This is a genomic window from Actinoplanes sp. 13, assembly GCF_056134165.1.
In genome coordinates this window covers 76,732-89,611 of record NZ_JBVYOQ010000034.1, presented here as the reverse complement: position 1 = coordinate 89,611, position 12,880 = coordinate 76,732, and the positions used below count along the sequence as shown (strand labels likewise).

At 72.7% G+C, this 12,880-nt stretch carries 11 protein-coding genes; 6 read left to right on the top strand and 5 right to left on the bottom strand.

Features of this window, described 5'->3' with window-relative positions; genetic code table 11:
• Positions 1 to 195 precede the first annotated feature (195 nt).
• The 4 genes from AC0NH5_RS37870 to AC0NH5_RS37855 all read left to right on the top strand — a co-directional run bounded on the left by AC0NH5_RS37870 (position 196) and on the right by AC0NH5_RS37855 (position 3,065).
• On the top strand, positions 196 to 762 hold the full coding sequence (locus AC0NH5_RS37870; RefSeq protein ID WP_474412314.1) for a hypothetical protein: 567 nt from the start codon (positions 196 to 198) through the stop codon (positions 760 to 762).
• 104 nt (positions 763 to 866) lie between these two features.
• A complete protein-coding gene (locus AC0NH5_RS37865) occupies positions 867 to 1,199 on the top strand; it encodes a YciI family protein (RefSeq protein WP_474412312.1) in 333 nt (110 codons plus the stop codon).
• Complete coding sequence (locus AC0NH5_RS37860; protein ID WP_474412310.1) at positions 1,196 to 2,413, top strand: RNA polymerase sigma factor; 1,218 nt, start codon at positions 1,196 to 1,198, stop codon at positions 2,411 to 2,413. Before AC0NH5_RS37865 ends, AC0NH5_RS37860 begins: the two co-directional genes overlap by 4 nt.
• 94 nt (positions 2,414 to 2,507) lie before the next feature.
• Positions 2,508 to 3,065 (top strand): RICIN domain-containing protein, encoded by a 558-nt coding sequence (locus AC0NH5_RS37855; RefSeq protein WP_474412308.1) that lies wholly within the window; start codon positions 2,508 to 2,510, stop codon positions 3,063 to 3,065.
• Between the two features lie 434 nt (positions 3,066 to 3,499).
• On the opposite strand, the gene AC0NH5_RS37850 is transcribed toward AC0NH5_RS37855, so the two are convergent.
• Complete coding sequence (locus AC0NH5_RS37850) at positions 3,500 to 4,486, bottom strand: ArsR/SmtB family transcription factor (RefSeq protein ID WP_474412307.1); 987 nt, start codon at positions 4,484 to 4,486, stop codon at positions 3,500 to 3,502.
• 44 nt (positions 4,487 to 4,530) lie between these two features.
• Positions 4,531 to 5,322 (bottom strand): SDR family oxidoreductase, encoded by a 792-nt coding sequence (locus tag AC0NH5_RS37845; protein ID WP_474412305.1) that lies wholly within the window; start codon positions 5,320 to 5,322, stop codon positions 4,531 to 4,533.
• Positions 5,323 to 5,594: 272 nt separating this feature from the next.
• Between AC0NH5_RS37845 and AC0NH5_RS37840 the strand changes: the two genes are divergently transcribed.
• Complete coding sequence (locus tag AC0NH5_RS37840) at positions 5,595 to 6,401, top strand: hypothetical protein (protein WP_474412304.1); 807 nt, start codon at positions 5,595 to 5,597, stop codon at positions 6,399 to 6,401.
• A 34-nt stretch (positions 6,402 to 6,435) separates the two neighbouring features.
• Here AC0NH5_RS37840 and AC0NH5_RS37835 read toward each other — a convergent pair whose 3' ends face one another.
• A complete protein-coding gene (locus AC0NH5_RS37835) occupies positions 6,436 to 7,077 on the bottom strand; it encodes a cysteine hydrolase family protein (protein ID WP_474412303.1) in 642 nt (213 codons plus the stop codon).
• A gap of 76 nt (positions 7,078 to 7,153) precedes the next feature.
• Complete coding sequence (locus tag AC0NH5_RS37830) at positions 7,154 to 7,468, bottom strand: hypothetical protein (protein WP_474412302.1); 315 nt, start codon at positions 7,466 to 7,468, stop codon at positions 7,154 to 7,156.
• Positions 7,469 to 7,599: 131 nt separating this feature from the next.
• Between AC0NH5_RS37830 and AC0NH5_RS37825 the strand changes: the two genes are divergently transcribed.
• Complete coding sequence (locus tag AC0NH5_RS37825) at positions 7,600 to 9,945, top strand: oxygenase MpaB family protein (protein WP_474412300.1); 2,346 nt, start codon at positions 7,600 to 7,602, stop codon at positions 9,943 to 9,945.
• Here AC0NH5_RS37825 and AC0NH5_RS37820 read toward each other — a convergent pair.
• Entirely contained in the window at positions 9,866 to 12,874 is a 3,009-nt protein-coding gene (locus tag AC0NH5_RS37820; protein ID WP_474412298.1) for an AfsR/SARP family transcriptional regulator, read from the bottom strand. The genes AC0NH5_RS37825 and AC0NH5_RS37820 overlap by 80 nt on opposite strands.
• Positions 12,875 to 12,880: the final 6 nt, after the last annotated feature.

Sequence of the window (12,880 nt, the reverse complement as noted above, 5' to 3'; positions counted from 1 at the left end):
CCAACGGCAACGGCAACAACTTCGGCGTGACCATCATGGCCAACGGCAACTGGACCTGGCCCACGGTCACCTGCCGGACAGGCTGACCAGTCCCAGCCCCACCCTGTGGTGACTTGAGGTGCGTTTCGCACCCCAGGTCACCACAGTGCGTTCTGCATGGGGGCAGCTCTTGCACTTGGGGGCCACCATGCGGGTGTGAACACCTACCTGCTGCCGGGCGAGCGGATCCGCTGGGAGGGCCGCCCGGTGCGGCATCGGCTGTTCCGGCCCACAGATGTGTTCCTCGTGCCGTTCAGTCTCCTGTGGTGCGGGTTCGTGGTGTTCTGGGAGGCGACCGTGCTCAGCGACGGCGAGTCGCTGTTCTTCGCCGTGTGGGGCGTGCCGTTCATCCTCATCGGTCTCTACATGGTCGCCGGCCGGCTCGTGGTGCGGGCCGTCGCGTCGCGGCGCCGGCAATACACGATCACCGACGGCCGGGTGGTGGTCCACGGTGGCTGGTCCGGCGAGCGGCTCACCACCGAATATCTGAGGTCACTGCCGCCGCCGGTCGTCACCGAGCAACCGGACGGATCCGGCAGCCTGGCGTTCGGCGCGTTCCCCAGCGTCACGGACCTTTTCTCCGGCAGCGGTACGCACGGATGGCGTGCCTGGTCCAGCGAGCCGTCCGCGACGCCGGTGCTGTGGGACGTGCCGGAGGTGCGGCGGGCGCGCGACTTCGTGGTCCACGCCCAGGCCCAGCCCGGCAGCCGCGACCACGACTGACCACGATCCGGTCGCAGAAAACTCGGCGGGGCGTGTCGGATCGGGGCGGCCGCGTTCGTAGGAAGGATGACAGGCGCCCACCCGACGACAGGAGACTGATCCCGATGGCGTTGTATCTGTTCTCGGTGCTCAGCGACACCCCCGACTCCGGCACGCCCGAGGAGATGGTCGCGATCACCGCTTTCAACAAGCAGCTCAAGGCCGACGGCCACTGGGTCTTCGCCGGCGGTCTCGCGGCCCCGGGCACCGCCACCGTCGTCGACGGGCGGGACGGGCCGCCGGTGTTCACCGACGGGCCGTACCTGGAGTCGAAGGAATTCATCGCCGGCTTCTGGATCCTGGAGGCGCCCGACCTGGACGTGGCGCTGCGGCTCGCCGCCGCCGGGTCCGAAGCCTGCAACCGCAGGGTGGAGCTGCGTCCCTTCCGCGACGTATGAGCGGCGTGGGCGAAGCGGTGGCCCGGGCCCACCGCGCCGAGTGGGCCCGGCTGGTCGCGACCCTGGCCCGGCGCTTCGGCGACCTGGACGTCGCCGAGGAGATGGCCGCCGAGGCGTTCGCGACAGCGGTGGAGCGCTGGCCGGCCGAAGGTGTCCCGGCGAATCCCGGCGCCTGGCTCACCACCACCGCGCACCGCAAAGGCATCGACCGGCTCCGGCGTGAGGTCAAGCGCGAGGACAAACACAAGGAGGCTCTGATGCTCTCCGGCGTCCCCGAGCCGCTCGGCGTCATCGACGACGACCGGCTCCGCCTGATCTTCACCTGCTGCCACCCCGCCCTGGCCATGGAGTCACGGGTGGCGCTGACCCTGCGGATGGTCGGCGGGCTCACCGTGCCGGAGATCGCCCGCGCGTTCCTGGCCCAGGAGACCGCCATGGGCCAGCGGATCACCCGGGCCAAAGCGAAGATCAAGGCGGCCCGGATCCCCTATCGGGTGCCCGCGCGGGACGACCTGCCGGCCCGGGTCACCGGGGTGCTCGCCGTCCTCTACCTGATCTTCAACGAGGGCTACCTCGCCTCGGACGCCGGGACGGCGATCCGCGCGGACCTGACCGCCGAGGCGATCCGGCTGACCCGGCTGGTCCGTGAACTGCTGCCGGCCGACGGCGAAGTCGCCGGGCTGCTGGCCCTGATGCTGCTCACCGAGGCTCGCCGGGCCACCCGGGTGTCGGCGAGCGGCGAGCTGGTCACCCTCGACCAGCAGGACCGAGGCGGCTGGGATCGCGAGCTGATCGCCGAGGGGCACGCGCTGGTGCGGGAACGCCTGGCCACCGGTGAGGCGCCGGGCCGCTACCAGATCCTCGCCGCGATCAACGCCGTGCACACCGACGCGGGCGACATCCGGGACACCGACTGGTCGCAGGTCCTCGCGCTCTACGACCAGCTGGCCCAGCTCGACCCGTCACCTATCGTGCGCCTGAACCGGGCGATCGCCGTGGCCGAACTGGACGGCCCGCAGGTGGCGCTGGCCGAGGTGGACGGCCTGCCGCTGGACGGCTACCACGCCTTCCACGCCACCCGCGCCGACCTGCTGCGCCGGCTGGGCCGCAGCGCTCAGGCCCGGGCGGCGTACGACCGGGCCGTCGCGCTGACCGCCAACACGGCCGAGAGGGCATACCTGACCCGGCGCCGCGACGAGCTGGCCGGCCCCTGAATCGGCTCCACGATCGCGGGGCACCATTTCGCCGATCTTGCCGGTAGGGTCGTGCATTCATACTTCGCGATGTCCGATCTCTCGGAGGTGATCAGTGAAACGTCTGCTCAGCTGGACCTCGGTGGCAGTGCTCGCGGTGGTCGGCCTGCTGGTGCCGGCCAGCTCGCCGGCAATGGCCGCCCCGCCGCCGCCGAACGGCTATTACGTGATCTACAACGCCAGAAGCCTCGACTGCCTGGACCAGAGCTATTCGGGCGGCGTCGAGAGGCCCCAGGTCTACGCCTTCGGGTGCAACGGCCGGGCGAACCAGGTGTGGGAGCTGCGGTCTGACGGGAACACCTTCACCTTGCGGAACGCGTACAGCCAGAAATGCCTCAACCAGAGCTACTCGGGTGGGGTGGAACGCGTGGACATCATCGCGTTCAGCTGCCTCGGCACCACCACCGGCGACAACAGCCACTGGGGCATGATGTACCAGGTGGGTTCCCTGTACGTCCTGGGGAACCGGAAGAGCGGCAAGTGCCTCGACCAGTCCTACGCCGGCGGCACGGCGCAGATCAGGGTGCTGGCCTTCGCGTGCAAGAGCCACAACGAGCTGACCACATCGGTCACGAACCAGCACTGGTTCCTCGTCAACACTCGCGACCTGTAGCGCTGTCGCTTCGCCGGTGCCCTGATCCGCCGTAGTCCCGGCAAGGCCCGCAAGGATGCCTTCGCGGGGCAGTCGGACGCCGGGGTGCCGGTCACGCCGAAGGGAGAACTCACGTGGCAGGAGGCTGAGCGGCGCACTCGATCGGGGCTTCTGCAACCTCCACAGTCGTGACCGACGCCGGGTCCGCGTAGCGGACCCGGCCCGGCCCGGTGTTTCATCCAACCCGGCCAATGTTGTGGTCAGGGCAGGCGAAGACCACTATGACCGGCCGCTCTGGGCGGAGGCGCCGCGGGCGTCCGCGGCGTCCGACGTGCGGTGCGATAGGTGGAGGCCAAAGCCCGTTGTCGGCGCGATCTGGGAGGTCGATTGCCGGCATGAGCAGCCGTACGAGCCGGCCATCGTGGGCCTGACCTCGCGGGCGGTTTCGAGCGGTGTCAGTGCGCACCGGCGAGGGCCTCGCCCAAGGGGGTGCGGGTGTGCATGACCCGGGCCCCGGTGCGGCGGCTGTCCACCAGCCCGGCGTGCCGCAGCACGGTGAGGTGGTGGGACGCGGTCGAGGCCGCCAGACCGGTCAGTTGGGCGCACTCGGAGGTCGACAGCGGCTGCTGCAGCTCCATGACGAGGCGGGCCCGGGCCGAGCCCAGCAGCGCGGTGAGCGCTTCGAGCACGCCCGACGCCGAGCGGTGCCAGGTCTCCGAGATGCCGTGTGCCGGATAGAAGATCGTCGGCTGGGTGGGCGGCTCGTCGAGCACGGCGCAGCGGCGGGTGGACATCACCGAGGGGACCAGCATCAGCCCGGTCCCGCCGCAGTCGATCGAGGCGCCGTAGTGCGGCAGCCGGACCCGGACCGCGTCGTCGTCCCAGGTCACGGTGGAGTGGAGGGTGGCGACCATCTCGGCGAGCCCGGCATCGGCGCTGCGCCGTGCCCGCACCGCGATGTCGGCGCGCAGCAGGCGCAGCATCTGTGGCCACACCGGCGCCAGCAGCGTGTCCCACACCTCCTGCCAGGCGGCGGCGATCTCCCGCCGGGCGCGCGCCGGGTCGGCGATCAGCTCACGGATCTCCTGCTGGCGTGCGCCGCTCGACCGGAGCACCATCTTCTGCAGGTCGTAACGCAGCCGGTCGTCCGGCACCTGGCGCAGCCGCTCCAGCTCCTCCTCGGGCGTCATGTCGCCGGACGGGTCGGCGGTGAGGAAGTCCGGCATGTACCCGTCGACGCCGCTGATCACGGCCAGCAGGCGGAACCCTTCGGTCGCCGGTACGTCGCGCAGACTGCGGAACCAGCCCCAGTGCAGCGGCGCGGCCTGCGGGCGCAGCACCACACGCACCGCATGGATCAGCTCGTGCCCCGGAGAGATGCCGAACCGGATCGCCGAGATGTCGGACGAACCCAGCCGGAACTCCACCACCTTTCGATCCACATCGAAAGCCTAATGGGCCGCGAACACCCCGCAGGCCGCCGGTCCTAGCGGGACAGATTGTGCTTACGGTGGGTGACCTTCTCGACCAGGGTGGCCGGGAGCAGGCGGCGCAGCGGGAAGACGACGCCGGCGTTGCTGCCGACCGCGTACAGAGGCTTGGGGCGGGCCGCCCCGATCGCGGTGACGATGGTGGCGGCCACCCGCTCCGCGCTGGTCCCGGCCTTCTCGTTGCGGTCCAGGGCGGCCAGCATCTTCGCGAACTCGGCGCGGTGCGGTGAGCCGGGATCGAGGTAGGTGGTGCGGCGCTCGCTGATGCCGGTGGCGATCGAGCCGGGCTCGACAGTGGTCAGCCAGACGTTGTACGGAGAGTATTCGTGGCGGGCGCCGTTGCTGAAACCCTTGATCGCCGCCTTGGAGGCCACATAGGACGAGCGGTAGGCGAGCGGGAACGAGGCCAGCATCGAGCCGATCATGACGACCCGGCCGTGGCGGCGCTCGCGCATCCCGGGCAGCGCGAGCTGGGCGAGCCGGACCGGGCCCAGCACGTTGATCTGGAACAGCCGGCGCAGCGCGTCGGCCGGCAACTCCTCGAACGGGCCGGACTGGCTCTCGCCGGCGTTGTTCACCAGGACGTCGACGCGGGCCAGGGAGGCGGCCAGCGCCTCGATCGAGGCGTCGTCGGTGAGGTCGAGCGGGACGAACTCGACGCCCGGAACCCGGTGCTCTGTGGGTTTGCGGCTGGTGCCGATCACCCGGTAACCACGGGCGGCGAGGGCGGTCGCGGTCGCCTTGCCGATGCCGGACGAGGCGCCGGTGACCAGGGCGGTGCGTGTCATCGGTGCACCATACCGGCGGGCAGGGCGGCGGAGCATCGCTCGTCCACGTCGAGTCGTCGTTGCGTACCGTGACGGGCTGGGAAGGCGCGTGGCCTCGCCCCGCTTTCTCGGGGGAATTTCGAAGTTTTTGTTCAAGGCTCTGACCTGGACTTTTGTGGACCCCCGATCGGGTGGTCCGGCACGTTGTGCCGAATTGTGTTGAACCCTCGGCGGGCCGCCGCCCGTATCGACCCCCGACCGGGCACATCGACGTCCAACGACGAGGAGTGAGCATGAGGGCGCGTTCCTACCGGCGCAACCAGGACAGCGGCAGCCGACGGAAGACGATCGGCGCGGTGGCGATCGCGGGGGTGCTGCTGGCCGCCGGTCTGACCGGTGTGCAGATGGCGTCGGCCGGCACCGAGGCCAAGGCGGTGAACCTGGTCAACGTCGACGGCCAGCAGTTCGACGTCTCCCAGTGCGAGGACCTGCAGATCAACGCCGGCGCGGTGATCTGTGACGGCGAGGAGTTGGCCCCGGTCGAGGAGCAGGCGCCGGATGACGCGGCCGCGGCCGCGGCTCAGGCCCTCGAGGCCGCCTGCGACACCTTCGTGGCGGACATCGCCGCGGCTGAGGGCGGTGCCGAGGAAGAGGGCGCCGAGGAAGCGGGCGGCGCGGAGGCCGGCGACGGCGAGGAGGGCGCCGCCGCGGCCAAGGCCGAGCGGAAAGCGCTCGCCAAGAAGTGGGTCAAGACGATGAAGGCCGCCAAGGGCGCCGGCGCGGCCGGCAAGGGCAAGGGCAAGGGTGCCGCGGGCAACGGCGCTGAGGAAGGCGCGGCCGAGGAAGGCGCGGCCGAAGAAGGCGCGGCTGAGGAAGGCGGCGCTGAGGAAGGCGCGGCCGACGCCGGTGCCGCTGACGAAGCTGTGACCGCCGCGCAGGCCAACCTGCTGCAGTCCTGCCTCGCGCTCGCCGACGCCAAGGCCGCCCTGGCCGAGGCCGGCGGCGACGCGGGCGCCGAGGAAGAGGCCGGTGCTGAGGAAGAGGCCGGTGCTGAGGAAGAGGCCGGCGCCGGCGAGGAAGCCGGCACCAAGAAGAAGTAAAGAGCACCGACTCCGGCCGGCTCCCAGCGTCGTCTCACGACACCGGGAGCCGGCCGTCTTTCAGCTCCGCCAGCACATCCCCGGCCGGCACCAGCCGCACGCCGATCCCCTCCAGATCGGCCAGCCGCTCCGCGCTGACCTGCGACACCGCGTCCGGCACCAGGACCGCCCGGAAATCCCGCTCGCTGGCCTCGAACAGCGTCGCCCGCGGGCAGTTAGGCAGGTTGCACCCGGCCACCACCACGGTGTCCACCCCGCGCTCCCGCAGCCACGCCTCCAGCGACGTCCGGTAGAACGCGCCCCACCGCGGCTTGAACAGCACGATCTCGTTGGCCCCGAGCTCCTGCGGCGCCCCGCTGAGCAGCAGCGGCGCGTCCAGGTCGACGACCTCGGGCCCGGTGATCGCCGCCGAGCCCGGTGTGCCCGGCGCCACGGCCACGCCGCCCTGCTCCACGAAAGCCCGGCGTGGCGGGTCCACGTCGGAGGATCCCGGCACGTAGAGCCGGACGATGTGCACGATCGGCAGCCCGGCCCGGCGATATCCGGTCACCAGGCGGGCCACGGCCGAGGTGACCTCGGTGGTCCCCGGGATCGGCAGCGCCCCGCCGTCGGTGAAGTCCACCTGCATGTCGATGACGACCAGAGCCGACGTGGCCCAGTGCGGTGAGGTGTACATGAGGTCACCGTAGTCGTCGCATTGCCCGGTCCGCGGGGACCGGGCAATGCCGGCGGGTGAGCCGGGTCAGGTCACGTCACTTGACCGAGACGTAGACCGTGTAGTGGAAGCCGGACGAGGTGGCGGTAAGGGTCTGCGAGCCCGCCGGCGTGGCGTCCACATCCCACGTGTTCAGCACCTTGTCCTTGCCGGCGTTGTTGTCGTTGCGCTCGAGCAGCTTGACCTGGATGTTGCTGTTGAACTGCTCGGTCACGTTCGGGTAGGCGGTGTCGTCCTTGTCCATCTTGCCCGACCAGCGCTCCCGCCCGGCGAGCATCAGGACGGGCTCGTCCTTCCCGGTGATGTCCTGCTGGCGTGAGCAGTAGATCTTCGTGACGGTGATCGTTGCCATGTCTTCCCCCTCGTTCGGTGTGTTGCTGACGAATATCGGCGCGGGCCGCTAACGACCGGCTAACAGCCGTCCCGCCCGGCAGGACGATGTCCACCGCGGCCACCGGTGTGCTAGCAAGGACCATGAGCCCGGTGACCGATCTGCGCTGGACCCCCGATCTGGGCAGCAGGGAGGTCGACCGGCAGCGCGTCGAGGACGTGGCCTTCACCCCCATGCCGGTGCGGCTGCGCAACGAGCTGATCAGCCGGGCGTACGGCGACTTCGCCACGTCCATGGCGGACCTGCTCGGCACCGGGGACGCGACGTGGTCCACGTTCGGGCAATGGGCCAGCCACACCATCGGCGGCTACCTGACCGTCCGGGTGCCGGTTCTGGGGGCGATCATCGGCCGGGCCTTCGCCGACGGCAACCGGGACGTGTTCGCCGACATCGGGCGCGCGCACGCTGTCTTCCTGGACACCGTCGGCACCGCCGCCCACAGTGGCGGCGACATCGAGGCGGCCTGGCAGGAGTGCGAACGTGAGCTGCGCCGCCGGCTGTTCGCGCCCCCGGGTGCCCCGGGCGGCGGGAGCGAGGACGAGTTCTGGGCCTCGCTCAGCGATCCGCGGCTCCGTCCCGGTGGGCCGCGGCACAACGAGCTTCTCGTTCTAGGGTTCCGCGCCTACCGGCACGCTGTCGAGGCGGCCGACGACGAGAGCCGCTCCGGTCACATCCTGCTCGGCAACTGCCTGCTGGCCCTGCACGAGCAGCGGCTGCTGTCGCTGGCCATCGCGATGGGGTTCCGCTCCTGGGTGCGCACCCTCACCACACCGTGGCTCACCCTGCAGACCAGGTACGACTGGCGGCACCGTGATCCCGGAGCCGCCCGGCTGTGGCTGGAGGACCGGTGCATCAACCTGATCACCCGGTGGTTCGCCGCGGTGGAGCTGCCGACCGGAACGGTGCGGACCGGATGCGCGGTGCCCGCGGGTGACCGTCCGGTGCCGGTGGTGCGCGTGCCCGTCCGGGATCCGGCGTCGCCTCGGCGTGTGCCCGCCGACTCTCCCGACGAGGTGCTGCTGGGCAAGCTGTTCACCCGGTTCGATGTGGACGGCCGGCCGTCGCGGTGCTGGGCCGACCTGGACGACCGGATGGCCTTCATCATCGCCCTGTTCGCCGGGCACCAGCGCGCCGCGTGGTGGTACGACGCCGGGCGGCCGGTCCGGCCACCGGCCTGGCCGGACCTGGACCGGGCCCTCGCGGAGCAGACCGGCCTCATCACCCGGCCGGTGCCGAGCGGCCCGGAGCCGGGCGCGGTGTGCCACCTGACCGACGCGCAGCTCGACGAGCTGCGCAGCCGGCCCACCCACCTGGTCATCGACGGCGCCGACGAGATCAGCCTGGAGACGGTGGCCGACGACCGTCACGCGCGGCCGGTGCGGCGCCTGAACCAGGACGTGGCCGCCCGGCTGGCCGCCGTCACCGGGAACGGTGGCCTGCTCGATCCCGGGACCTGCCGGATCGCCCGGCAGTCGTTCACCCGCTGGACCACGCTGTGGTTCATGGGCCTGGTGTTCCGCGGCCTTCCGGACAGCTACGCGGCCGCCCGTGCCGTCCACGTCATCGGCCGCGTGTCGGACCTGGCCACGCACCCGTTCCGCCGGGCCGGAGAAACCGCTCATTTCGTTCTCGACATGCTGCACTCGCCGGCCGGGTGGAACGACGGGACGCTGACCGGCGGGGGCGCGGCGTTCCGGTCGGTCCGTGGCGTCCGGGTGATGCACGGGCTGATCGCGCACCACCTGCTGGAACGCGGCTGGAACAGCGCCGCGTTCGGGGTGCCGTTCAACCAGGAGGACGTCATCGGCGTCGCGCTGTCGTTCGGGGTGTCGCCGATCGAGATGCTCGAGTCGCTCGGTGTCGAGCCGGAGCCCCGGGTCAAGGATGCCGTCGCCCGGTTCTGGCTGGGCATCGGGCATCTGCTCGGAGCGCCTCTCGACGCGCTCACGGTGCCCGGTCCCGACGGGCGCCGCCGCCCGCTCGACTATGCCGAGGCCCGGGCCCTGGCGGTGACCATCCGGCGCCGGCAGAACGCCCGGTCACTCGACGGCGTCCGGCTCTCCGAGGCGCTCCAGGACGGAGTGGCCGACGGCTTCCCCCGGTGGTTCGGCTGGCTCGCCGCGGCGCTGACACGCTCGCTGGCCGGCCCGGACGTCACGGCGCTGCTGCTCGTGGGCAGCGGCCCGGGGCAGCGACCGGCGGCCGTGGCGACCGCGCTGCTCGGATCCCTGCTGCGCTTGCGGCCGGCCCGGCCACTGGCCCGGCTCCTGATCCGCGGCATCGGGCGGTTCTGGATCCGGCCGTTCCTGGCGCAGGGCGAGACCCGCCCCTACCGGCGCCCGCTGCAGGCCGACGACGTCAGACGGCAGGCCGCCGAGGACCGGGTGCCTGACTACTGGCCGGCCGGCTGCTCCCGCCGGCCAGCTCAGCCAGGATGATCTGGTCCAGGCGGGCCGTGCCGGAGATCCGGGCCGGCTCGTCCGGGTGGGCGGCGGCCACGTCGTCCAGCCTGGCCCGGTCGTCGGGAAGGAGCGGGTGACCGGTCCCGGCGTCACCGGTCAGGGCCAGCAGCCGCGCGGCGGTGTCGTGATCGCCGCCGTCCACGGCCAGCAGCGCCGCCTCCCGGGCGGCCCGGACCAGCTGGCCCGGTGACCGGCTGCGGCCCCAGATCTGGACCACCTCGCCGAGCAGCCGCCGTGCCTGGTCGGTCCGCCGTTGCCGGCGCAGCGCGGTGACCAGCCCGGACAGCGCCATGCCGTCCACCCACCGGTTGCGCACCGTGCGAGCCAGCCGGCTCGCCGCGGTGAACGCCCGCGCCGACCGGCCGGGCTCGATGGACAGGTCCACCGAGCCGCGAGCCACGCCGGCCCAGGCGACGGAGGACGGGTTGCCGGTGGCCCGGGCGATCGCCATGCCCTCCGAGGCCGCGGCGGAGGCCTCGTCGAGGCGACCCCACTGGGCCATGCCGAGGGCGAGGACGACCAGATTGTCGGCGTGGTGCCGGTCGTCGGCACGACCGCCCGACTCCTGCAGAAGCCGCCCCAGCAGGGCGACGGCGTCCTCGGTCCGGGCCTCGTAGGCGGCCACGTTGAACCGGGCCTTCAGCGCGGCGAGCGGCAGCGGCCGGCCGGCCGTCAGCGCCGCCGCTTCGGCCCGGTCGGCCAGCGCCAGCGCGGACAGGAACCGGTCCCGCGCCCACGCCGCCAGCGCCCCTTCGGCGGCCAGCTCGGCCAGCTGTGCCGCCCGGTCGACACCGGCCATGGCGAGGCAGTCGTCGAGCCAGTGGAATCTGCCGTAGTCCTGGCGGAAGAACGTGTGCTCCCACAGCGCGAGGTTGAACGTCACGGCCTCCTCCACGCGGCACTGCTGAACCAGCCACCGGTGGGTGGCGTCCAGTTGCGGCGCCGCCCGGTCCAACCGGGCCACCGCCCGGTCCTCGTCCGGTCCGGTCAGGTCGGTGGCCAGGCGGCGGGCCAGCGCGACGTGCCGCATCGCCTGCCGCTCCTCGAGCCGGTCGAGGGTGCCGGCCGACGCCAGCACGGAGCGGGCGTGCAACCGGAGCAGGTGGGGCTGCGCCCAGCGCGGCCGGTGCGCGGTCGCCGACACCCGTAGCAGGCCGTGTGCCGCCAACCGGCCCAGGCCGGTGCCCACCTCGCCCGGGTCGCGCCGGACCAGGTCCGCGGCGTCGCCGGTGGTGAACGGCCCGGTGATCGCGCCCAGCTCGGCGAACAGCTGCCGGTCCGGCTCGCCGAGCAGCCGCAGCGACCAGTCCAGCGCCATGTCGAGCGAGCGGTGCCGCCGGTCGCGCTGGCCGCGCCCGGTGTCCGGCGGGATCGCGTGGTCAAGTTGCTCGAGCACGTGCTCGACGGTGGACTGCCCCAGCGTCGGCGCGATCAGCTCGATCGACAACGGCAGCCCGTCGAGCCGGCTCACCAGCCGTTCGAGGGCGGCCCGGCCCGAAGCCGCCGAAAGCCCGGCCGGAGCCCGTTCCAGCAGCAGCCGGAGGGCGTCGTCCGGGCCGAGCGGCTCGAGCCGGTACTGCGCCTCGGCCGGCGACCCGATCGGCCTGCGGCTGGTGGACAGCACCGTCAGCCCGGAGCCGGCGGCGAGCAGGGCGCCGGCCAGCGGGGCGATCGGGTCGACCAGGTGTTCGCAGTTGTCCAGGACGAGCAGAACCCGCTCGCCGGGCAGCGCCGCGGCCAGCTCCGCGACCGGATCGTCGCCGGTCAGCCGGGCCCCGATCAGGTCGGCCAGCGCGCGGGGCAGCCCGACCGGTTCGACGTCGACCAGGTCCAGCCAGAGGACCGAACCGCGGACCGTGCTCGCGGCGAACTGGGCCGCCAGCCGGGTCTTGCCCACACCCGGCGGCCCGACCACGGTGACCCATCGGGTCCGGTCGATGATCGTGGCCAACCGGGACAGGTCCTCGTCGCGCCCGACCAGGCTGGTGGTCCAGACCGGCAGGCGGGCGCGGCGGATCCGGTGGTCCGCCATCCGCTCGGCCCGCACCTGGTCGGCGGCCACGTCCTCGCCGTCCTCCCCGGCGCCGGCCGGTCGTGCTCCGGAGTGGACGGTCGCCGGGGCGCCGGCGAGGTGGCCGGCCTGTGCCAGGATGTCGGCCTCGAGGCTGCGCAGCGCCGGCCCCGGGTCGAGGCCCAGCTCCTCCCGCAGGATCGCGGTCGCCCGCCGCCCGGCCTGCAGGGCCTCGGCCTGGCGCCCGGTCCGGTACAGGGCGAGCATGAGCTGCTCCCAGCGGCGCTCCCGGTACGGCTCCGCCTCGGCGAGTCCGCTGGCCCAGGTCGCGGCGCTGTCCGCCCGGCCCGCGTCGAGCAGGGCCGACACCAGCAGCTCCTCGGCGTCGCGGCGCCGCTCCTCGGCCCGGATGGCGGCCGCGCTGAGCCGTGGCGAGCCGGCGAACGGGGCGAAGGCGTCGCCCCGCCACAGACCCAGCGCGGCGATCAGCTGCTCCGCCGCCGCTCCCGGTGCCGCGGCGGCGTCCTGGGCCGCCCGGTCGACCATCCGCTCGAAGCGGGCCAGGTCGAACTGCTCGGCGGGCACGTCGAGCCGGTAGGAGCCACCCTCGTGGACGATGGCCGGGACCACCGGTGGCAGGCGCCCGCGGAGCCGGGTGAGGACCACCCGCAACCCGGTCCGGGCCGAGGCCGGGGGGTGTTCCGGCCACAGCTCGTCGACCAGCGCGTCGACGGTGACAGCGTGCGGCCAGTGCGCCGCGAGCGTGCTGAGGATCTGCCCTTGCTGACCCCGGACGGCACGCAACTCGCCCACCGCGAGCGGCCCGAGCACGAGCAGGGCGAGGCTCGGCGGTGAGCCGGCCACCGGAGTCCGGGCACTCCGCTGGAAGGCCATCCGTCC

Excerpts from the sequence above, each read along its gene's own strand:
- AC0NH5_RS37865 (WP_474412312.1), top strand. The coding sequence starts at position 867 with ATGGCGTTGTATCTGTTCTCGGTGCTCAGCGACACCCCCGACTCCGGC.
- AC0NH5_RS37860 (WP_474412310.1), top strand. The coding sequence starts at position 1,196 with ATGAGCGGCGTGGGCGAAGCGGTGGCCCGGGCCCACCGCGCCGAGTGG.
- AC0NH5_RS37845 (WP_474412305.1), bottom strand. The coding sequence starts at position 5,322 with ATGACACGCACCGCCCTGGTCACCGGCGCCTCGTCCGGCATCGGCAAG.
- AC0NH5_RS37840 (WP_474412304.1), top strand. The coding sequence starts at position 5,595 with ATGAGGGCGCGTTCCTACCGGCGCAACCAGGACAGCGGCAGCCGACGG.
- AC0NH5_RS37835 (WP_474412303.1), bottom strand. The coding sequence starts at position 7,077 with ATGTACACCTCACCGCACTGGGCCACGTCGGCTCTGGTCGTCATCGAC.
- AC0NH5_RS37830 (WP_474412302.1), bottom strand. The coding sequence starts at position 7,468 with ATGGCAACGATCACCGTCACGAAGATCTACTGCTCACGCCAGCAGGAC.
- AC0NH5_RS37820 (WP_474412298.1), bottom strand. The coding sequence starts at position 12,874 with ATGGCCTTCCAGCGGAGTGCCCGGACTCCGGTGGCCGGCTCACCGCCG.